This is a genomic window from Halorubrum sp. Atlit-26R, from assembly GCF_003666015.1.
In the GTDB taxonomy this organism is placed as follows: domain Archaea; phylum Halobacteriota; class Halobacteria; order Halobacteriales; family Haloferacaceae; genus Halorubrum.
In genome coordinates this window covers 232,896-252,247 of the sequence record NZ_QPLT01000003.1, presented here as the reverse complement: position 1 = coordinate 252,247, position 19,352 = coordinate 232,896, and the positions used below count along the sequence as shown (strand labels likewise).

Here is a 19,352-nt window from a genome sequence, read left to right as displayed (position 1 = left end):
AGAGGTGGAATACCTTTTCGGTCCGATCAACTAGCTGAGGCGATCGACGGGACGCCGCCTCGGAGTCGTTATCAGTTCTCCTCGACGCGGACCTTGACTTCGCCGTCTCTGTACTCGTGGTCGGAATCGCGGTGCCGTGTCTTGCTCGCGACGATCGTGTAGATGCCTGTGTCGTTGAACCGGACGGTCTCGGTGCCGTCGTCGTCGGTCTTCCCGATCCGCAGCCCGTCTTCCACCTGCTGTAGTTCCACATCGGAAATCCCGTTATCCGCGTGATCGGTAACCCGGACAGTCACCTGCTCACCGACCGAAATCGTGTCCGGTGTCACGGAGATGCGGAGCGGGACGACCGTGGTGTCGCCAACCTCGACGGGACTGGGTCGTTTCTGGATCTCCTCGAACGCCTCGTTGATGGCCGCCCGAGCGGCGTATTCGTCCGGATACTCGTCCAACAGGCCGCGGACAAATTCTCGCACCTCGTCCTCAGTCGCTTCGCTTGAACTCTCCAGTGCGTCGTGTGAGTCGTCCGCGTCTTGGTCCTCCCCGGACGACGAACGCGCTCTGACGGAAACTTCAACCTCGCCGTCTTTGTACTCGCGGTCGGGATCGGGGTGCTGTATCTTGCTCGCAACCAGTCTGAAGAGCCCCCTGTCGTTGAATCGGACGGTTTCGGTGCCGTCGTCACCGGTCTTCCCAATCCGGTAGCCGTCTTCGACTCGCCGGAGTATCACGTCTGGAACTCCCTCGTCTGTATGATCAGTAACCCGGACCGTCACTTCCTCGCCGACCGAAATCGTGTCCGGGATCACGGAAACCAGGAGCGGGACGACCGTAGTGCCGCCGACTTCGACGGGACTCGGGCGCCGCTGGATCTCCTCGAACGCCTCGTTGATCGCCGTCCGAGCGTCGTGGTCGTCCGAGTACTTGTCCAGAAGGCTACGGACGCGGGTCTCTACCTCGTCCTCGGTCGCTTCACGCGAAAGTCCCAGTACGTCGTACGGATCGTCGTCGTCGAAATCGCCGCTCATAAACTATATATGATAATTCACTATATTTAATAATTATCCACAGTCACCTCGGGGAAACAACTATTGAAATCGACGACAGACGAATTCGATATGAGTCACCGACTGTCCTACACCCTTTCTCGCGAGGAGTTACCGAGAGACGGCGGGGAGACGGCCTGTCAGCTACAGATCCATCCCGACGACACGGGCCGCGGTGAACTGCCGCTCCACGTCGTCTTCTGCGTCGATTCGAGCTACTCCATGCGCGGGGGCGACATCGAGGCCGCCAAGCAGGGCGTCGAGTCGGCGGTCGAACACTTCTCGTCGGACGACCAGTTCGGCGTCGTCGAGTTCGACGACGACGCTTCCATCGTCGCGAATCCCGTGGCGGGGAATCGGTACGGCCGCGTGAGTTCGTCCGTCAACGGCATCGAGGCCGACGGCAACACCAACATCATGGACGGCCTCGAGAAGTCGCGCCAGCTTCTCGACAAGATGCGCGGCGGCGGCGGGTTCCTCTCCAGCGGTTCGACCGACGCAGTCGAGTGGATCCTGCTCATCAGCGACGGCCAGCCGAACCGGACCAACGAGTCGGCGTTCAAGCGCGCGCTCGACGGACTCACAATGTCGACGGCGGAGAAGCACGGCGCCGCAGCGGCGGACCTGAGCGATCAGGGTATCACCGTCCACACCGCGGGCGTCGGCAGCGGCTACGATCCGGCCGTCAACGAGGCGATCAGCGACGCCGCCGGCGGGACGATGGAACACAAGAGCTCGGGACGGGGTATCGGCGACTTCTTCGAGGGCCAGATCCGCGACGCCCGGAGCGTCGTCGCGACGAACCCGACGCTCACGCTCCGCCCAGACAACGGCGCGTCCGTCGACAACGTGATGCAGGAGCTCCCGACGAAGATCAAGGACCCGAACATCGAGCGGCGTGGCGGAGAGCTCGTGGTCGACGTCCCCGACCTGAGCGTCGACGACCCGCCGCAGTTCAGCTTCGACATCGACGTCCCCTCGGAGGCGAACCCGGTCGCCCACGCCGAACTCGACGTTAACGGCGACACCGCCACCACCTCAATCGAGGTCGGGTTCGCCTCCACCGCGCTCGTCAAAGACGAGGTCAACGAGGGGGTCTTGGAGAACCGGGACGCCATCACCCACTACGAGGACCGAAAGGACTCCATGTCGGCCGAACAGCGCGCAGAGGAGAAGTCGTCCGGGATCACGCGGGAGTGACTGACCGGCCGCCCGGAAGTTCACCCCGTCAGGACGTTACAACGCCGCAAGTTCCGTTCTGACGCCGCTGAGTGACGCGAAATACCCCACAGCCAGCACGACAAACGGGACCACGAGAACGGGATTTCCCGACGCGTAGACGGAGACGCCGACGAAGATGACGCCGAAGACGAACAACACGGTCGCGATCAGCGCCGCTAGGTGAAAGAGCACGCGCCGGGCGGACGCGTTGACCCGTCCCGCGAACGCGCCGCCGCCGCCCGCGACGGCGGCGGCGACGGTGAACGGGAGCACAGATCCGAGAGCGAATCGCGTAGCGACGACGCCGACGACGCTCGCAACGCTCCACGCGAGCACGAACGCGACGACGAGGCGCCCCTGTGCCGTCTCGCTGTAGACGGCTAACGCGGCGAGCAGTCCGACGAAAGCGAAGAAGAGCAGCACTTGGAGCTGGATGTACGACCCGGAGAGCGGTACCGTCGGCAGCTCCTGGAACAGTAGGACTAGGAGTCCTCCCGCGAACACGCCCGTCGCCGCCGCGACCGCGAGGTTGCTGAGTTCGCTTACATGCATTTGCCTGAATGTCGTGTCAGCGGTAGAAAAACGTTCACCACAACTGGTCGATCCATCGGCGCAGCCGTCCGAGCCGGTTCGTCAGTCGCGCTCGAAGCCGTCCGCCATGCGTGCGCAGCCGATCGATCCGGGCGGTGACCCACCGCCGGAGCCGCCCGCGGTACGGGACGGCACCGAGGTACAGCGCCGCGGCCAAGGCGACGTGGACGATCCCCGTGGGGACGAACAGTGTCGTCGGAGCGGGATCGATCCGGTCGCCGAACAGGTCGCCGTCGGTGTCCCAGTTGCGGGGGTCGGTTCCCTGTCGCCGTTCGCGGGCCGTGGTTATCCTGTCGCCGTCGGGGTCGTGGAAGACCAGCACCTCTTGGGTTACCTCCTCTGTCGTGCCGCTCGCGTCCGTCACCCTGAGCGTCACGTCGCGGCGGCCGTCCGTCGCGTACGAGACCGTCACCGTCCGTCCGGTCTCATCGAACGTTCCGTCGTCGTCGACGTCCCACTCGTAGGACTCGATGGCGCACTGGACGTCACCGGTTCCCGCCGTCAGCGTCAGCGGCTCGCTCCGGTTCGGCTTCGCGGGGTCCTGCGTGAACGAGGGCTCGAGTTCCGACTCGTCGGCGCTCGGTGGCTCGACGTTGATCGGCTCGCTCGTCCCCACGCTGACCGTCTCCGTGCCGAAGAACGTCGACCGCTTCGCGGTCGCCCGGAGTTGTACCGTGCTCCGCTCGCCGCCGAGATCCGACGCGGACAGCGCGATCTCCTCCTCGAACGCCCATCCCGAGAGGCCCTCGTACGTCCGGACCGTCGTGTACTCGCCGCCGTCGGTCCGGTACGCGAGGTCGACCCACGCGTCGCCGTCCGCCGGCGAGTCCCCGCCGATCCGGACGTCCGTCGTGAGCTGAATCGACTGATGATACCCGTCGCAGTCGCGGTCGACCTCGTCGGCGACCGTCACCGTCTGCCCCCTGGCCGGCGGTGACCCGCCGCACCCCGCGAGGACGACGAGTACCGCCAGCCCTACCAACAGCACGGGCCGCGATCGGAGGTCCGGTCTCGCGTCCATCGATATCCGTTGAGTCACAACAGTGACAGTCGTTATAATGGTAGTGGTACCTCGGGAGGTGTCCGGATGCGCGGTGCCCGCAAGCCGCCCCCGTCCGCGGTGCCGCGCGTGATCTAACCGATATCTTCGTGATCCCTGCCGATCCGCTCTATCGCGAGGTGGACGGCGATACCGGCGAGGAACGCGACGCCGAGGTTCGTCGCGAGAGCGAGGAGGCCGATTCCGACCGAGAGCGCGCGGTTCCCCGAATCAGTGACGTTGCGCGCGAGCGAGACGGCGACGATGGCGAGCAGCGCGCCGAGCATCGCCAGCGGGAACGCCGCGATCAGCGCGGGCGTGGCGAAGAGCGCGGCGACGAGGTAACCGACGCCGAGGACGACGTTCGCGCCGCCGGTCCGCGCGCCGAAGGCGTACTTGCCGGCGACCCCGTCGCAGCCGTGACACATCGGGATCCCGCCGAGGGGGACCGCGATCAGGTTCGTGATCCCCATGCTCGTCGACAGCTCGTCGGGCGTCACCTCCGCGTCGAGGAGGTCCGAGAAGAGGAGGGAGGTCGCCAGCGCGGCGTTGCCGATGGTCATCGCCAACTGCGCGGCCACGCCGTCGAAGGTGGCCCGCGTGAGCGCCGCGCCGAGCGCCGGCGTCGGGGGAGTGCCGGGCAGTCGAGGGGTCGGCACGCCGGCGACGACGAGCGCGGTCGCGACGCCGACGAGGGCGACGGCCAGCGCGCTCGCCTTCCCGTGGCCCGCGAGCGCGAACGCGGCGGCGACCGCGACCCCGACGAGCGCGACGAGCGGGTCCTCGACCGCGAGGCCGAGTCCCGTCTCCAGGAGGACGAGCCCGACCGCGAACTGGACCCCGCGGATGACGGGTTCGCCGATCCACCGCTCCGCGTACGCGAGCGTCCCCGTGAGTCCGATAGCGAGCAGCAGGACGCCGAGGATCATCCCCGCGAGCGCGAGCTCGGCGTAGCTGAGCGCGCCCGCGATGGCGAGCGCGGCCAGCGCCTTCATCGGCTCGACGGACACCGGAAGGCCGTACCGGACCCCCCAGACGACCTGGAACGCGCCGAACACGGCGAGCGCGTGCGGCAGCGACACGTCCGTCAGCAGCGCCAGCGCGACCACGAGCGGGATGACCGTAATCGAATCCCCTATCGCACCGGTGACCGCTCCCGACCCGAACTCGACCGACCGGTATTCCTTCGAACCGAATCTCACCACGTGAAGAGGGCATTATCTGCCGAGATGACTTGAACGTGTTCAGAAATTTCTGGCGGATGCGCTACCGTCAGAGAGAAACTACTTGCGGTTACTCTTCGTCGAAGGCGGGGTCCTCCGCGTCGACCATCGGGCAGTCGCGGACTCGGAACCGGGAGAAGTCGACCGACTCGACGATTTCGGTCCCCTCGTGGGTACACGACGTCTCCGGCGGCGCCGTGAAGTGCGGGCACTGCTGGCAGTAGCTCCGCTTGTCGACCACGCGCTCGTCGCCGAGGGTCCCGGCGCCCGGCGCCGTTCCCGCGAACTCGGAGCCGGGCGCCTCCGCGTCGCCGACCGCAGCGCTCCCGGCCGCGTCGGCGCCGACCGACGTCCCCTCGTCGAGCGCCTCCCACACGTCCTCCTCGCCGACGTCGCCGCTCCCCATCGACTCGAAGGGGTCCTCGTCGGTCGGCGCGTCGGCGTCCAGTTCGGCGAACGGGTCGCCCGCCGGGGCGCTCGGTTCGGGGTCCGCGGACGCGCTCGGCTCCGGGTCCGCCCGGGACGATGTCTCGCCGCCGTCGTCGGTAGCCGCGGCGTCCGCTTCCCACCCGATATCGACGTCGTCGGAGCCGCGGGCGTCGTCTCGGGCGCGGTCGGGGCCGTCGTCGACTCCCTCCCCGAGCGCCGCGAAGGGGTCGTCGGCTTCGTCCGCGTCGGAGTCGTCGAAGCCGTCGTCGGTCTCGTCGCTCGGTTCGTCGCCGAACGGATCGTCACCGAAGGGGTCCCCGTCCGAGTCGTCGTCGCCGAAGGGGTCGGTCTCCGGGTCGTCGGACCGGTCGTCGCTCATCGGCGGTCCCCGTCCGGCCCGCCGTCGCTCGCGGCGGTGCTCGTTCGGTCGGTCGTCCGGCTCATCTCGTCGCGGTCGCCGTCCCCGACGTCGCCGTCGATCGCGGGCCGGTCCGCGACGAGGAGCTTCGACGTGCCGAGGAAGCCGGTGTTCGGCTCTAACTCCTCGAACCGGCGCCCGCAGTGGGGACACTCCGGCGCCGACAGCAGCCCTAACTCCACGCCGCCGCCGCAGTGGTCGCAGTCGGCGGTCCGCACCCCGTGTCGGTTCGCCGTCCGCGTCAGCGCGTCGACGCGCTCGCGGTCGGCGCGGTCGCGCTCGGCCGCGTCGAGCCGGCGTTTGACCCTAACCACCGCGTTCGCGACCCGCGAGAGCTTGTCGTCGATCTCGGTCAGTTTCTCCCCCGAGATCCCGTCGAGGTCCGCCTCGACGCCGTCGAGGCGGTCGTCCACGGCGTCGACGCGTTCGTCGGCCTCGTCGAGGCGGTCGCCGAACGCGTCCAGTCGGTCGCGGACCGCGTCCAGGTCGTCGAGGCGGTCGTCGAGCGCCTCCAGCCGCTCCCGGAGGTCGTCGACCCGGTCCGAGGAGGGCGCGTCGGCGACCTCCGCGTCGAGCCGGTCCAGCCGGGCGGCGACCTCTTCCAGTTCGTCGGCGAGGTCGTCGATCCGCGCCGGGGCCGCGCCCTCCGCGTCGCCGGTGTCTTCCCCTCCGGCGTTGAGCGACTCCACCTCGCGGTAGAGGTCGACGAACCGCTCGCGGAGGTCGGCGACCTTCTCGTCCAGCTCCGCGTCGAGGTCGTCGAGGCGGGCCTCGATCGCCGCCACCTCCTCGGAATCGGGGACGTCGATCCCCTCGGACTCCGCGAGCGCGACGAGCGCGCGCTTGAGGAGCTCCTCGCGGCTCACGCCGGCGTCCTCGGCCGCGGCGTCGAGGGCGGCCGCCGCGGGGTCGAGGTCGCTCATCGCGGATCCTCCGTCATCTACCTGCCGTTGCGGGGCGAGGCTTAAGTAACCTGTCGCGGCGTTCTCCGGATCGATACTCGGCGGAGTCGAGAGCGGCGGGCGGAATCGAGAGCGGCGAGCGGAATCGAGAGCGGCGAGCGGAATCGAGAGCGGCAGGTGGAGTCGAGAGCGGCGGGCGGAATCGAGGGAGCGGGGCGCGTCCGCTACCGGATCTTCCGCACGTCGCTGATGTCGAACCCGCCCTCGTGGATCTCGGTCTCGAAGCGGACGATGTTCTCGGCCTCCAGCCGCGAGAGCACGCCGCGGAACTCGCGGACGAACATCGTTCGGGCGCGCTGGGAGCCGCCGCTCTCCCAGGAGAACTGGAGCGTCCCGCCCGCGGCGTCCATCAGCGTGCCGAACTCTCGCTCGCTGAGCGCGTCTGTGTTCACCAACACGAGGACGAGGGCGCCCCACTCGTAGGCCGCCTTCTTTAATCCCTTCATCACCATGGCGACGTCGCTCCAGTCGGTGTCGTCGGAGGCCATCGAGACGAGGTCGGTGACGGAGTCGATGCAGACGAGGCTCCGCTCGCCGTGTTCCGAGAGGTAGTCGCCGAACGCCGTGAGCACGTCCTCGTACTCGCCGCGGTCGCCGAGCTCGGTGATCGAGGCGGTCTCCGTCTCGTACCAGTCGCGCGGCACGGGCGACAGCTGGAAGTACTCCGGCGAAAGGTCCCGGAAGGAGATCTCGTCGACCGCCGCGTCGACGATCTCCGAATCCATCGTGTACCCCATCTCCCGGGTGATCGCCTCGGTGTCGGCGGTGAAGGAGATGTAGTGGACGGACTCGGGCAGCGTCGCGTCGGCGTCGACGTCGCCGTAGTAGAGGTCGAACAGCTCCTCGTCGGCGCCCGCCAAGGCGTTCATCGCCGCGCTGGTGTACCCGAACTCCCGGGCGCCGGCGCCGGCCTCGCCCGCGAGCAACACCACGCTGCCGGCCGGCGCGCCGCCCCCGAGGATCGAGTCGAGGCGCGCGACCCCGAACGGAACACTGGACATGGGTTACGCCCCGTCGCCGCGGGGCTTAGTGTTACCCCTCTCCGGGTCGGCCGAGGGCGGTTCCGCCCCGCGCTCCGCGTCGATCCGCGCGCCCTCGTTCGACGCGCGGACGACCGACACCTCGCCGTCGACCCCGGCCGCGTCGAGCGCGCGTTCGCCGGCGTCGCGCGCCGCGTCCGCGCGGGCCGCGTCGGTGACGCCGTAGACGGTCGGCCCCCACGAGGACTGCCCGGCGCCGAACACCGACGCGGCGCCCGAGAGCGCGTCGACGATTTCGCCGACGGGCGGCCGGTACACGCCCCCCTGCTCGTCGGCGTACCACGCGCCGTTGAGCCGACCGATCTCCGCGACTGCCGCGCCGAACGCCTCCGCGTCCCCCGCCGCGACCGCGGGGAGGACGCGCCGGGTGACGATCCCGCCGATCCTGTCGGCGAGTCCCGGCTCCGCGCGCTCGACCGCCGCGCGCATCGCGTCGTCCTCGGCCGCGCCGTTCCGCCCGGCGTCCGCGTCGGGCTTGACGAGCAGGAACCGCCAGTCGTCGGGGACGGAGTGGCGGGCGGCTACCGGCGGGACGCTCCACTCGCCGTCCGCGGGGCGGTCCGTCGTGAAGCGCGCGGTCGGGTGGCCGGCGTCGAGGACGAACCCGCCCCCTTCGAACGTCGCGACGCCGACGCCGGAGCGCCCGCCGCGGCCGAGGGCCGGCGCGCGCTCGCGCACCCGCGCTGGCTCGCCGTGGGCGGTCGCGACGGCCGCGAGCGTCGCCGCCGCCAGCTGCGTCCCGCTGCCGAGCCCGGCGTGTCGCGGGAGCGACTCGCGGACCGCGACCCGGGCGCCGTCGACGTCGAGCAGGTCGAGGGCCGCGGTCGCATACTCGCGAACGTCGTCGCGCACGCTCGGAGCGGAATCGGCCGACTCCGGTTGGTTCCCCTCCGCCTCGTCGACCGTCACGCTCACCGCCGAGGCCGGCTCCGCGTCGACGACGACGCGGGGGGCGTCGAGCCCGACGCCGAGGGCGCCGTACAGCCGCTCGTGCGAGAGGCTGAGGTTACAGAAGCCGAAGTGGAGCCGGCCCCCGGCGCTCGCGCGTGCCATCTCGTCGTCGCTTCGGGACCGACTGATAAAGGGTCCGTGACCGTGGCGGGAGTTGCCTCGGACCCAGCGAGCGGACGCGTCACCCCCGCGAACGCGGCACCGGACGGTCGCGGCCGCTGAGGCGGCCGAACTGGTGCGCTTTTGAACGCGGGGGACCTCAGTCCGCGTATGACCGAAACGCTCAGGCTCGCGACCCGCGGGTCGGACTTAGCCCTTCGACAGGCCGAGACCGTCCGCGAGGCGCTGTCGAGCCGGCGCCGCGACGTGGAACTCCGGCAGGTGGAGACGCGCGGCGACCAGATCCCAGACGAACTGATCCACCGCCTCGGGAAGACCGGGGCGTTCGTGCGCGCCTTAGACGAGGAGGTGCTCACCGGCGACGCCGACCTCGCGGTCCACTCGCTGAAGGACCTCCCGACCGAGGAGATGGCCGACCTCGTCGTCGCGGGCGTCCCCGAGCGCGCGCCCTCCGGCGACGTGGTCGTCCACCCCGAGGGGCTCGGCATCGAGGACCTCCCGTCGGGGGCTGTCGTCGGAACCGGCTCGCTCCGCCGGGGCGCGCAGATCCGGGCCGCCCGGCCCGACCTCACGGTCGAGCCGATCCGCGGCAACGTCGACACCCGATTAGAGAAGCTGCTCGCGCCCGGCCTTCAGGCGGAACACGAGCGGCGGCTGATCGCGTCGGGCGAGGAGAGCGCCCTGACCGCTGAGGAGGACCGCGACGCGGAGGATCAGGGTGACGAAGCCGACGACGCGGACGACGAGGTCGACGAGGAGTTCGACCGCACCGTCGAGGAGTGGTTCGACTCGCTGTCGGACCTCGAACGCGCGGCGATGGAGCGGCAGGTCGAGACGGAGTACGACGCGGTCGTCCTCGCCGAGGCGGGCCTGCGCCGCTCGAACCTCTTCCACGAGGTGGAGACGACGCGGCTCCCGCGCGAGGAGTTCGTCCCCGCGGCCGGACAGGGCGCCATCGCGGTCACCGCGAGCGACCCGGACGTGATCGAGGCGGTCCGCGACGCGGTCGACCACCCGCGGACCCGCGTCGCGGTCACCGTCGAGCGGACGGTCCTCGGCGAGCTCAACGGCGGCTGCGTCGCGCCGATCGGCGTCTCCGCGATGGTTCGGGGCGAACACGTCCACGTCCGGGCGCGGGTCCTCTCGACCGACGGCACCGAGGAGGTGGCGGACACCCGCGACCTTCCGGTCCGGTCGCACGGCACGGCCGCCGCCGAGTTCGCCGCGGACCTCGCGGACCGCGGCGCCGACGACCTGATCGCCGAGGCGCGCGAGGAGGCGGAGACCGGGGAGGACGATGAGTGAGGACGCTGCCGGTCCCGGCGCGGGTCCCGGATCCGACGCGAACGAGCCCCCGACGCGCGGCCGCGACGAGCGGGTCGGCACCGTCTTCCTCGTCGGCTCCGGGCCGGGCGACCCGGATCTTCTCACGGTCAAGGCGAAGCGGCTGATCGAGTCGGCCGACGTGGTCCTCCACGACAAGCTGCCGGGCCCCGAAATTCTCGGCGAGATCCCCGAGGCGAAACGGGAGGACGTCGGGAAGCGCGCCGGCGGCGAGTGGACGCCGCAGGAGTACACCAACCGGCGCATGGTCGAGTTGGCCCGGGAGGGGAACCGCGTCGTCCGGCTGAAGGGCGGCGACCCGTTCGTCTTCGGCCGCGGCGGCGAGGAGGCCGAACACCTCGCGGAGGAGGGAGTCCCCTTCGAGGTCGTCCCCGGCGTCACCTCGGCCATCGCCGGCCCCGCGGTCGCCGGGATCCCGGTGACGCACCGCGACCACGCCTCCTCGGTCTCGTTCGTCACGGGCCACGAGGACCCGACGAAGGAGGAGTCCGCGGTCGACTGGGACGCGCTCGCGGCGACCGGCGGGACGGTCGTCGTGCTGATGGGCGTCGGGAAGCTGCCGGCGTACGCCGCCGCGCTCCGCGACGCCGGCCTCGACGGCGACACCCCCGTCGCGCTCGTCGAGCGCGCGACGTGGCCGGAGATGCGCGTCGCGACCGGCACGCTCGACACGATCGTCGACGTCCGCGACGAGGCGGGGATCGAGCCGCCCGCGATCACCGTGATCGGCGACGTGGCCGCGACCCGCGACCGCGTCGTGACCTTCCTCGAAAACGCCGGCTCGGCGCCGGTTCGGTCGGCGGGCGAGGAGCAGGAAGAAGACGAGTCGGCCGGGGGTGACGGGGCGTGAGCGGCGACGGGAGCCGAAGGCCGCGCGTGGCCGTCTTCCGGCCGGACGACGAGCGGATCGAGGCGGCCGTCGAGCTGCTTCGCTCGCTCGGCGCGGAGCCGGTCCCCGACCCGATGCTCGAAGTCGAGCCGACGGGCGCCGTCCCCGCCTCCGCGCCGCTCGTCGCCCTCACGAGTAAGACGGGGGTCGAACTGGCCGCCGCGGCCGGCTGGGAGCCCGGCGACGCCGACCTCGCGGCGATCGGCCCCGCCACCGCCGCGGCCGCCCGCGAGGCGGGCTGGACGGTCGACGTCGTCCCGGAAGAGTACACCTCGGCCGGGCTTGTCGCGGCGCTCGAACCGCGCGTCGCCGGCGAGCGCGTCGTCGTCGCCCGCTCGGACCACGGCAGCGACGTCCTCCTCGACGGCCTGCGCGAGGCCGGCGCGGACGTGACCGAGACCGTCCTGTACCGGCTCACGCGGCCGACCGGCGCGGGAGACTCCGCGGAGCTGGCCGCGGCCGGCGACCTCGACGCCGTCGCGTTCACCTCCTCGCTCACCGTCGACAACTTCCTCGCGGCGGCCGCGGACCGCGGCGTCGAGGACGCGGCTCGTGCCGGACTCGCGGACGCGGTGGTCGGCGTCATCGGCCCGCCGACCGCGGAGACGGCCGCCGACCGCGGCATCGACGTCGACGTCGTCCCCGACGAGGCGTCGTTCGACGCGCTCGCGACAGCGGTCGTCGACGCGCTCGACGAGACTGCGGCTCGGCACGACTGACGCGCTGGACCCGACGAGGACCGCGACACTCTCCGCCGATCTCCCGCCGAATCTCCTGCGCTGATAACGGACGGGCGACCGCACCGGCGACGCCCGCACGTACTCCTCGGCGCGGATCGCACGTCAACCGGATCGCGTCGGCGACCGGAGCAGTTGGGTATCAAACGAGATATTTAGAGAGTGTAGTTTATACCCCCGTACGTGATAGGGGATGCCATGGAACCGAGCGAGCGCTGGCTGCTGCGGGTCGAGGACGACGTCCTCGTCGTCGAGTTCCCACACGGGACTGGACTGAGCCCCGCGGACGGCGAGTCGCTGCTCGATCGGTGGCGGATCGCGACGGACCCCAACACCGTCAACGCCGTCGTGATCGTCGTGCGGACGAGCCGTCCGTGTTCGGACGCCGGCCGCCGGGCGCTCCGCGAGTCCGCGCAGATCGCGGTCGCCCGCGGCGTCGACCGGTTCGCCGTCGTCGGTCAGCGCTCGAAGCGGCGGTACCTCAAGCGGACCATCGACGTCGAGGGCGTCGACACCGAGGCGTTCAACGACGACGACGCCGCGCTGCGGTGGGCGAAGTGCCCGTCCGCGGCCGCCTCGTCGGTCGAGACCTCCTCGTAGGTCGCGGACCTCCCCGTTTCTCGCGGCGCGAGATCGACGGCGACGAGGCTACGGTCCGGCGACGTCGATGGCGGCCGTCTCCACCACCCGCTCCGCGTGGCGCGTCGCGCGTTCGCGGACGGCGGCGGCGTCGACGCCGACGTGTTCGCCGTCGGCGTAGCGGACCTCGCCGTCGACCATCGTGAACGCCACGTCGTCGCCGTGGGCGGCGTACACTAAGTGCGAGAGCGGGTCGTGTATCGGGGTCGCCCGGGTCAGGTCGGTCGTGATCCCGATCACGTCGGCGCGGTACCCCTCGCGGAGCGCGCCGAGGCGGTCGAAGCCGGCGGCCCGGGCGCCGTGGGTCGTCGCCATCTCCAGCACGGTCGGGGCCGGGAGGCGGGTCGGGTCCCGGGCGTCGACCTTGCCGAGGAGGCTCGCCTGCCGCATCTCGGTAAAGGGGTCGAGGGTGTTGTTACACGGGGGGCCGTCGTTGCCGAGCGCGACCGTGACGCCGCGTTCGAGGTAGTCCTGAACCGGGGCGATCCCCGAGGCGAGCTTCATGTTCGAGGAGGGGCAGTGGGTGACGACCGTGTCGGTCTCGGCGAGCACCTCGCGCTCGCGCTCGTCGGTGTGGACGCAGTGCGCGAGCGTCACGTCCGGTCCCGTCAGCCCGACCTCGTCGAGCCAGAGGACGTTCCGCTTCCCGGTGTCGGCCTCCACCGTCTCGATCTCGTCCTCGTTCTCGCTGGCGTGGGTGTGGATCGTCACGCCGTCGTACCGGTCGGCCAGTTCGCGGCAGCCGCGCAAGCACTCCTCGGTGCAGGTGACGGCGAACCGCGGCGTCACCGCGTACCGGACGCGGCCGTCGGCGGCGCCGTGGTACTCTCGGATCAGGGCCTCGCTCTCCGCGAGCGCGGCGTCGGTCTCTTCGATGAGCCCGTCGGGCGACTCCTTGTCCATCAGCACCTTGCCGAGCCGCGCGCGGATCCCCGTGTCGATCGCGGCCTCGAACGCCTCGTCGGCGTGGTTCACGGAGAGGTGGTCGACGACGGTGGTCGTTCCCGATTCGAGACACTCCAGGTAGCCCAGCTCGGCCGCGGCCCGAGTGGCCTCGGCGTCCATCGCGGCCTCCATCGGGAGCACGGCGTCGAACAGCCAGTCGAGGAGGGCGGCGTCGTCGGCGATCCCCCGGCCCAGCGACTGGACCGAGTGGACGTGGCCGCCGACGAGGCCGGGCGCGACGAGGTCGAACTCGCGGCGCTCGCGGTCGGGGTAGCGGTCGCGGAGGGCGCTCTCCTCGCCGACCGCGGCGATCGTGTTCCCCTCGACGACGACGGCGCCGTCGGGGATGACGGTCTCGGAGTCGGCGACGACGGTTCCGGCGATCAGCATGTCCGTCCGTTCCTGACGGTCGACCGGTAAGAGGCTGTCCCTCGGCGCCACCGCGGTCCCGTCGGTTCGGGACTGTCGGGCGAACAGATGTCGAGCCGGCGGATCAACCCGCCGACAGCGATGTGATATTTAAAAACGAGTGAGTAGACGTGAGAATCGCTTATAAACGGCGGTGCGGTCGGCGCGTGCCGACGAGCGGCCGGAGGCCGCGAGTCGCACGCGCGAGGGACGCCGCGAGCGACCGGAGGGAGCGAGCGGCGAGGCTGGGGAGGCCTGAGGTGCGGTGCGGAGCGGTGCGGGGCGGGACTCAAAGGGGCAGCCGCGAGGCGGGCGCAGGTGACGTAAGCACCGCAACGAGGGAGTGAACGGAGTGAGCGACCGAGTGAGGAGCGCAGCGAGCGTGCGCCCGCCTCGCGGCTGGGGCTTTGGAGGTGTTCGCCGTCGATCGACAGTCACTCATTTATAAGCGAGCGACCGGGGTTTTGGCGGTGTTCGCCGTCGATCGACAGTCACTCATTTATAAGCGAGCGGCTGGGGCTTTGGCGGTGTTCACCGCCGAGCTATGGTCGGCTATTTATAAATAGCTCTTAGAACGACTCGATCCGTCCTATTCTAGTCGACGGTCGCGGAACGCACGGATCACGTCCTGCCGGGCGATGATCCCGACGATCCGTCCGTCCTCGTCGACTACGGGGACGCGGTTAATATCCGGGTCGTCGCCGACGAGCAGGTCCAGCACGTCGTCGACGTCGCTGTCGGGCGTCACCGTCGCCACGTCGGCGCTCATCACCTCGGAGATGGGCCGGTCCGCGTTGCGGAGCATGTCGACGCCGAGGTCGAGGTCGGCCCACGGGCGCTTCACCTGATACGAGAGCGTGTCGACGAACGGCGGGAGCCCGATGGGGATCCACAGCGTCTCGTCCTCGGGCTCGAACAGGTCCACGAGGTCGGACTCGGTGATCACGCCGACCACGCGCTCGTCGTCGTCGACGACGGGGAAGCCGCTGAACTCGTAGCGGGCGAACCGCTTGAACGCCTCGGCGACGTCGTCGTCGGGCGAGACCGTCTTCACGTCCGGTTCCATCAGGTCGCGGGCGGTCAGTGTCATACCGGAGCGTCACGGCGGGAGGCCGTAGGCGTTTCGCCCCGGCGACGCGGCGGGACGCGCGACGCGCTGCTCGCCGACGCAACGGACTTAGGGACCGGGAACGCAGTCGCTCACATGCACCGGAAGGGTCACGTCGGGGCGTCGCTCGTGGTCTACGCTCCGCTCGGGTTCCTCGTCACGGCCCTCGCCTCGATAGAGCTCGGGCTCGTCGGCGCGGCCGGCGTCGCCTCGCTGGCGATGGTCCCCGATCTCGACATGCGCGTCCCCTTCGTCAAACACCGAGGGATCACCCACACCGTCTGGTTCGCGCTGCTCGTCGGCGTCGCATTCGGGATCGCAGGACTAGCGCTCGGCCTCCAAAGCGGCGTCGCCGAGGCGCTGCTGTTCGGCGGCGCCGGGTTCCTGTTCGGCGCCGTCACGATCGTCTCGCACCTCCTCGCCGACGCGCTCACGCCGATGGGGGTCCGGCCGTACGCGCCCGTGCGAGACGACGAGTACACGCTCGACCTGTTCACGGCGGCGAACCCGCTCGCGAACTACGGGCTGTTGGGACTGGGTGGCGTCGTCGTCGGGGTCGCGCTGGTCGCGGGCGAAGCGGTTCCGGTGTAGGCAGGTCACTGATGTGGCGAGACATCCGCACTGACGGCCCGAGACATCCGAGGATTTCGTCGGCGCCGACGCTCCGCGAGCAACGGAAAGAGGTATGGCCGGGGTGGGCTCCGAACCCACGATCTCCGCATGTCCCAGGTCCGAGGCTCGGCGGAGCCACGGGAAGGACGCGGACGCTTCCAAGGCGTCACCGCACCGAATCTCCGAACCCTATGAGTGCGGCGCTATGTCCAGCTAAGCCACCCGGCCTCACCTTTTCGTACCGCGATGAGACTCTTTAACCTTCCCATCCGTCGGGAGGTTGTGAACCGATCGCAGATCGCCGCGGGCGGCCGCTTCCGAAGCGGTTCCGTGTCGCGGAAGCCGCAGCGTCGCGACCGGTTTCGCCGCGCGCTCGCGGCCGACCCAGCGGATTTATGCCGGGCGCGGCGTATCCCGGGCGTATGAGCCTCCCCGAACTGCTCGCGGCGACCGTCGGCGACGAGGACGTCGTCGCCGAGGTGCCGCTGGGCGGCGACGATCGACTCGCGGTCACGCCCACCCGGACCCTCGTCTTCCGCGGCGACGGGCTGCTGTCCGACGAGTCCGTCGACGAGTACGGCCACGACGTCGAGCGGATCGAGGTCTCGACGGGCCGCCGCAAGGCGAAGATCACCCTCGGGTACGGCCTCGACGGCGACGAGACGCTCTCGGTCCCCGCCAAGCGCGTCGACGACGTCCTCCACCCGATTCTCGCGGGAGTCCTCTCGGCGAGCGGCGTCACCGCCACCGGGGAGACGGTCGTGCGCACCTTCCGCTTCTCCGAGCTCACCCTCATCGTCACCAGCGAGCGGCTGGTCAAACACGTCGGCTCGGCCGTCTGGGACCCCGAGTTCGAGGAGTTCCACTACGAGGACCTCACCGGTCTCGACTTCGAGGAGGGGACCGTCGCCACCGCGGTCGTCCTCGTCCACGACGGCCGCTCGGAGCGGTTCAAGGCCCCCAACGAGTCCGCCCGCGCGGTCCGGGAGACGCTCGCCGACGCGGTGTGCTCGTTCCACGGCGTCGAGAGCTTAGAGGAGTTCCGCGTCGCCGCCGCCGAGGCCGAGGAGTCGGCGCCGGACGCGGAGGCGAGCGGAACGACCGACTTCGGCGAGGGGCCCGATCCCCTCTCGGCGTCCCCCGCCGCCGACGCGGAGGCCGACGCCGACGGGCCCGAAACGGAACTGGACGGCGCGACCGCCGCCGATCCGACCGCCGAGTCCGGTCCCGGCTCCGCGGCCGACGACGCCGCCGACCCGGGCGCCGCGGCGTCGCAGTCGGCCGAGTCAACTGCCGAGTCGATCGCCGGGTCGTCGGAAGCCGCCGCCGACGATCCGCTGGGTGCGGACCCCCTCGCAACGGACGCGAGCGTCGACGAAGCGACGGCGGACCCCCTCGACGACGCGACCGCGACGGAGTCCGCGTCGGCCGCCGATGGGATCGAACGGGCGGCCGGAGACGAGTCCGCGTCCGCGGTCGACGCCGAGGCGCTCGCGGCGGACGCGACCGGCGCCGACTCGGCGACGGGGGGCCCAATCGGCGACGCCGACGCCAACGCCGACGGTCCCGTTCCCGGAGACGACGCGTTCGACGGATCGCCGTTCGAGAGCGCCGGCGTCGAGGACGCCGACCTCGCGAGCGAGGTCGCCGCGCTGCGGCGCACCGTCGAGGCGCAGTCCGAGCGCCTCGACCGGCAGTCGGCGCTCATCGAACAGCTGATAGAGGAACTCCGCCGGGGTCGGTGACGGACCGCTTCACCTCCGCGGCCAGATTCCCGGGAGCGGCCGCCCCGATTCTCTCGGCTGAGACTCGCGTCGGATCCGTTATCCGGTCGGCGGCGAACCAACGACCGTGATCAGCGGACTCGGCGCCCGTGTCGGGGCGGTGTTGAGCGACGTCTCGAGCACGGAGGGGCGACTGGCGGTCACCGCCGCCATCGCCCTCGGCACGCTCGCGGTCGGGTGGCTACTGTTACCGAAGGCCGTCCGCGCCGGCGAGCGGACCGCCGCGGGCTGGGTCGAGCGGCTCGTCGACGAACGCTTAGCGGAGTCGACCGAGGGAGCGATCGAGACGCTCCGAGACGGCGTCCCGTCGTCGTTCCTCCTGCGGCTCGCGGTCGGCGTCCTCCAGTTGGGGCTGTTCGCGCTCGCCGGCGTCGCCGTGCTGACGCTGTGGGGGCGGTTCGACGTCGTGGTCGCGGTGTCGCCGGTCGCGGAGAACGCCCTTACGGTCGGCGCGCAGGTCGTCGTCTCGGCGGTGTTGCTCGGCGGCGCCTACGTCGTCAGCGACGTGATCGAGGCGTACGTCGCCGACCTGTCGGCCGACAGCGACCGGATCACCGCCCACCAGGAACAGCTCCTCACCCGGCTCGCGCAGGTCGGCCTGCTCGTGCTCGCCGGCATCACCGTCCTCGGCGTCTGGGGCGTGAACCTCGGCGGCCTCCTCGTCGGCGCGGGCTTCCTCGGGATCGTCCTCGGGATGGCGGCCCGGCAGACGCTCGGGTCGCTCCTCGCCGGCTTCGTGCTGATGTTCTCGCGGCCGTTCGAGATCGGCGACTGGGTGGAGATCGGCGACGAGGAGGGGTTCGTCACCGACATCACGATCATGAACACCCACATGCGCAACTTCGACGGGGAGTACGTCGTGGTGCCGAACGACCTCGTCGCCAACCAGGCGATCACGAACCGGAGCCGCGAGGGCCGCCTCCGTATCCACATGGAGGTGGGGATCGGCTACGACGACGACCCCGACGAGGCGGCCGGGATCGCCGAGGACGTCCTCGCCGGGATCGACACGATCGCGAACAACCCCGAGCCGTACGCGATCCCGTCCGGGTTCGGCGACTCCGCGATCCTCCTCGACCTCCGGTTCTGGATCGATCCCCCGACCCCGCAGGCTCGGTGGCGCTCGAAGGCGACCGCGGTCGAGGAGATCCAAGACCGCTTCGCCGACGCCGGCATCTCGATCCCGTACCCGCAGCGGACCGTCTCCTACCCGCCCGAGACGGCCGAAGCGGACGAGACGGTCGAGCGCGTCGAACGGTCCGGCGAGAACGGCGACGGGCGGCCGCGAGACCGGTCCGTCTGACTCGGATCGACGCGGCGGCTCGTTATCGCTCCGACGGGCCGGTGTAGCCGCTCGGGAGTTCCCTCCCGCGTCCGGTGAACAGCCGCTCGAACCGCTCGATGCGCTCTAACACGTAGCTCAGCGCCACCGTGAGCGAGTCCGCGCCGATCGACAACAGGTGGCGCGCGCCCCTCGTGCGGTCGGCGTGGTAGAAGCTGACCTCTCCCTCCGGATCGGTGTTGCGCTCCGGCATCACCACGAGGTCCTGTCTGCTGGGGTCGTGCCTGAAGACGAGCACGTCAGTGAGCGAGTCCGCGCCGTAGGTGACCACGTCGTGGCAGACCGTCCACTTCGGCGGCGTCTCCTCGGCGAGCGCGTCCGCGTCGACGACGTTCCGCATGGTCGTCGCCGTCGAGACGCCCTTCAGGCCGGACCCGCGTCGCTCCCGAAGCCACGCGAGGATCCGCTCGACGACGTCGCGGAGGCCGTCGGGCCCCGAGAAGCGGCCCGCAGACCGCTCTCGCGGCAGGGATCCCCGCGTCACTTCGGTCCGCTCTCCCATGC

19 protein-coding genes and 1 tRNA gene are annotated in these 19,352 nt (G+C 70.6%); 8 read left to right on the top strand and 12 right to left on the bottom strand.

All coding sequences use genetic code 11. The features are described 5' to 3' along the window. Positions 1-71: 71 nt before the first annotated feature. Positions 72-1,028, bottom strand: coding sequence for a hypothetical protein (locus DVK07_RS05630; RefSeq protein ID WP_121596136.1), 957 nt, complete (start codon positions 1,026-1,028; stop codon positions 72-74). Between the two features lie 90 nt (positions 1,029-1,118). Here DVK07_RS05630 and DVK07_RS05625 point away from each other — a divergent pair, with 90 nt between their 5' ends. Next, positions 1,119-2,246, top strand: a complete 1,128-nt coding sequence (locus DVK07_RS05625; RefSeq protein ID WP_121596135.1) for a VWA domain-containing protein — start codon at positions 1,119-1,121, stop codon at positions 2,244-2,246. Positions 2,247-2,282: 36 nt separating this feature from the next. On the opposite strand, the gene DVK07_RS05620 is transcribed toward DVK07_RS05625, so the two are convergent. The 7 genes from DVK07_RS05620 to DVK07_RS05590 form a co-directional block, all read right to left on the bottom strand. Then, positions 2,283-2,819 (bottom strand): hypothetical protein, encoded by a 537-nt coding sequence (locus DVK07_RS05620; RefSeq protein ID WP_121596134.1) that lies wholly within the window; start codon positions 2,817-2,819, stop codon positions 2,283-2,285. A gap of 34 nt (positions 2,820-2,853) precedes the next feature. Further along, positions 2,854-3,879 (bottom strand): PKD domain-containing protein, encoded by a 1,026-nt coding sequence (locus DVK07_RS05615; protein WP_121596133.1) that lies wholly within the window; start codon positions 3,877-3,879, stop codon positions 2,854-2,856. A gap of 113 nt (positions 3,880-3,992) precedes the next feature. After that, the gene (locus tag DVK07_RS05610) at positions 3,993-5,102 is read right to left on the bottom strand and encodes a putative sulfate/molybdate transporter (RefSeq protein WP_121596132.1); all 1,110 of its coding nucleotides are present in this window, start codon (positions 5,100-5,102) and stop codon (positions 3,993-3,995) included. 88 nt (positions 5,103-5,190) lie between these two features. Beyond that, positions 5,191-5,928 (bottom strand): hypothetical protein, encoded by a 738-nt coding sequence (locus tag DVK07_RS05605; protein WP_121596131.1) that lies wholly within the window; start codon positions 5,926-5,928, stop codon positions 5,191-5,193. Further along, entirely contained in the window at positions 5,925-6,890 is a 966-nt protein-coding gene (locus DVK07_RS05600; protein ID WP_121596130.1) for a hypothetical protein, read from the bottom strand. Before DVK07_RS05600 ends, DVK07_RS05605 begins: the two co-directional genes overlap by 4 nt. A 203-nt stretch (positions 6,891-7,093) precedes the next feature. Further along, on the bottom strand, positions 7,094-7,930 hold the full coding sequence (locus DVK07_RS05595) for an HTR-like protein (RefSeq protein ID WP_121596129.1): 837 nt from the start codon (positions 7,928-7,930) through the stop codon (positions 7,094-7,096). A 3-nt stretch (positions 7,931-7,933) separates the two neighbouring features. Continuing rightward, positions 7,934-9,022, bottom strand: a complete 1,089-nt coding sequence (locus DVK07_RS05590; RefSeq protein ID WP_121596128.1) for a beta-ribofuranosylaminobenzene 5'-phosphate synthase family protein — start codon at positions 9,020-9,022, stop codon at positions 7,934-7,936. A gap of 168 nt (positions 9,023-9,190) precedes the next feature. On the opposite strand from DVK07_RS05590, the gene hemC reads away from it, so the two are divergent. The 4 genes from hemC to DVK07_RS05570 all read left to right on the top strand — a co-directional run bounded on the left by hemC (position 9,191) and on the right by DVK07_RS05570 (position 12,610). Beyond that, the gene (gene hemC, locus DVK07_RS05585; RefSeq protein ID WP_121596127.1) at positions 9,191-10,345 is read left to right on the top strand and encodes a hydroxymethylbilane synthase; all 1,155 of its coding nucleotides are present in this window, start codon (positions 9,191-9,193) and stop codon (positions 10,343-10,345) included. Further along, on the top strand, positions 10,338-11,234 hold the full coding sequence (gene cobA / locus DVK07_RS05580) for a uroporphyrinogen-III C-methyltransferase (protein ID WP_121596126.1): 897 nt from the start codon (positions 10,338-10,340) through the stop codon (positions 11,232-11,234). The genes hemC and cobA overlap by 8 nt, the downstream gene beginning before the upstream one ends. Then, positions 11,231-11,992, top strand: a complete 762-nt coding sequence (locus DVK07_RS05575; protein WP_121596125.1) for a uroporphyrinogen-III synthase — start codon at positions 11,231-11,233, stop codon at positions 11,990-11,992. Before cobA ends, DVK07_RS05575 begins: the two co-directional genes overlap by 4 nt. Before the next feature lie 216 nt (positions 11,993-12,208). Further along, positions 12,209-12,610 (top strand): hypothetical protein, encoded by a 402-nt coding sequence (locus DVK07_RS05570; protein ID WP_121596124.1) that lies wholly within the window; start codon positions 12,209-12,211, stop codon positions 12,608-12,610. 48 nt (positions 12,611-12,658) lie between these two features. Here the strand turns inward: DVK07_RS05570 and DVK07_RS05565 are convergent, their stop codons facing one another. Together DVK07_RS05565 and DVK07_RS05560 are read right to left on the bottom strand one after the other, a co-directional pair. Continuing rightward, the gene (locus tag DVK07_RS05565; RefSeq protein ID WP_121596123.1) at positions 12,659-13,984 is read right to left on the bottom strand and encodes a 5'-deoxyadenosine deaminase; all 1,326 of its coding nucleotides are present in this window, start codon (positions 13,982-13,984) and stop codon (positions 12,659-12,661) included. Between the two features lie 607 nt (positions 13,985-14,591). Continuing rightward, the gene (locus DVK07_RS05560) at positions 14,592-15,092 is read right to left on the bottom strand and encodes an HPP family protein (protein ID WP_121596122.1); all 501 of its coding nucleotides are present in this window, start codon (positions 15,090-15,092) and stop codon (positions 14,592-14,594) included. Between the two features lie 114 nt (positions 15,093-15,206). Between DVK07_RS05560 and DVK07_RS05555 the strand changes: the two genes are divergently transcribed. Beyond that, entirely contained in the window at positions 15,207-15,701 is a 495-nt protein-coding gene (locus tag DVK07_RS05555; RefSeq protein WP_121596121.1) for a metal-dependent hydrolase, read from the top strand. A gap of 95 nt (positions 15,702-15,796) precedes the next feature. On the opposite strand, the gene DVK07_RS05550 is transcribed toward DVK07_RS05555, so the two are convergent. Next, positions 15,797-15,950: transfer RNA gene (locus DVK07_RS05550), tRNA-Met, on the bottom strand. Positions 15,951-16,144: 194 nt separating this feature from the next. Here DVK07_RS05550 and DVK07_RS05545 point away from each other — a divergent pair. Next, positions 16,145-17,467: a hypothetical protein gene (locus DVK07_RS05545; RefSeq protein WP_121596120.1), complete on the top strand. Its 1,323-nt coding sequence runs from the start codon at positions 16,145-16,147 to the stop codon at positions 17,465-17,467. A 106-nt stretch (positions 17,468-17,573) separates the two neighbouring features. Then, positions 17,574-18,809, top strand: a complete 1,236-nt coding sequence (locus DVK07_RS05540) for a mechanosensitive ion channel family protein (RefSeq protein WP_121596119.1) — start codon at positions 17,574-17,576, stop codon at positions 18,807-18,809. Positions 18,810-18,831: 22 nt separating this feature from the next. Here DVK07_RS05540 and DVK07_RS05535 read toward each other — a convergent pair whose 3' ends face one another. Next, entirely contained in the window at positions 18,832-19,350 is a 519-nt protein-coding gene (locus tag DVK07_RS05535) for a hypothetical protein (RefSeq protein ID WP_121596118.1), read from the bottom strand. Positions 19,351-19,352: the final 2 nt, after the last annotated feature.

Coding starts and splice junctions, on each gene's coding strand:
- DVK07_RS05625 (WP_121596135.1), top strand. CDS start 1,119: ATGAGTCACCGACTGTCCTACACCCTTTCTCGCGAGGAGTTACCGAGA.
- DVK07_RS05535 (WP_121596118.1), bottom strand. CDS start 19,350: ATGGGAGAGCGGACCGAAGTGACGCGGGGATCCCTGCCGCGAGAGCGG.
- DVK07_RS05560 (WP_121596122.1), bottom strand. CDS start 15,092: ATGACACTGACCGCCCGCGACCTGATGGAACCGGACGTGAAGACGGTC.
- DVK07_RS05605 (WP_121596131.1), bottom strand. CDS start 5,928: ATGAGCGACGACCGGTCCGACGACCCGGAGACCGACCCCTTCGGCGAC.
- DVK07_RS05565 (WP_121596123.1), bottom strand. CDS start 13,984: ATGCTGATCGCCGGAACCGTCGTCGCCGACTCCGAGACCGTCATCCCC.
- DVK07_RS05590 (WP_121596128.1), bottom strand. CDS start 9,022: ATGGCACGCGCGAGCGCCGGGGGCCGGCTCCACTTCGGCTTCTGTAAC.
- DVK07_RS05555 (WP_121596121.1), top strand. CDS start 15,207: ATGCACCGGAAGGGTCACGTCGGGGCGTCGCTCGTGGTCTACGCTCCG.
- DVK07_RS05615 (WP_121596133.1), bottom strand. CDS start 3,879: ATGGACGCGAGACCGGACCTCCGATCGCGGCCCGTGCTGTTGGTAGGG.
- hemC (WP_121596127.1), top strand. CDS start 9,191: ATGACCGAAACGCTCAGGCTCGCGACCCGCGGGTCGGACTTAGCCCTT.
- cobA (WP_121596126.1), top strand. CDS start 10,338: ATGAGTGAGGACGCTGCCGGTCCCGGCGCGGGTCCCGGATCCGACGCG.
- DVK07_RS05630 (WP_121596136.1), bottom strand. CDS start 1,028: ATGAGCGGCGATTTCGACGACGACGATCCGTACGACGTACTGGGACTT.
- DVK07_RS05620 (WP_121596134.1), bottom strand. CDS start 2,819: ATGCATGTAAGCGAACTCAGCAACCTCGCGGTCGCGGCGGCGACGGGC.
- DVK07_RS05570 (WP_121596124.1), top strand. CDS start 12,209: ATGGAACCGAGCGAGCGCTGGCTGCTGCGGGTCGAGGACGACGTCCTC.
- DVK07_RS05600 (WP_121596130.1), bottom strand. CDS start 6,890: ATGAGCGACCTCGACCCCGCGGCGGCCGCCCTCGACGCCGCGGCCGAG.
- DVK07_RS05595 (WP_121596129.1), bottom strand. CDS start 7,930: ATGTCCAGTGTTCCGTTCGGGGTCGCGCGCCTCGACTCGATCCTCGGG.
- DVK07_RS05545 (WP_121596120.1), top strand. CDS start 16,145: ATGAGCCTCCCCGAACTGCTCGCGGCGACCGTCGGCGACGAGGACGTC.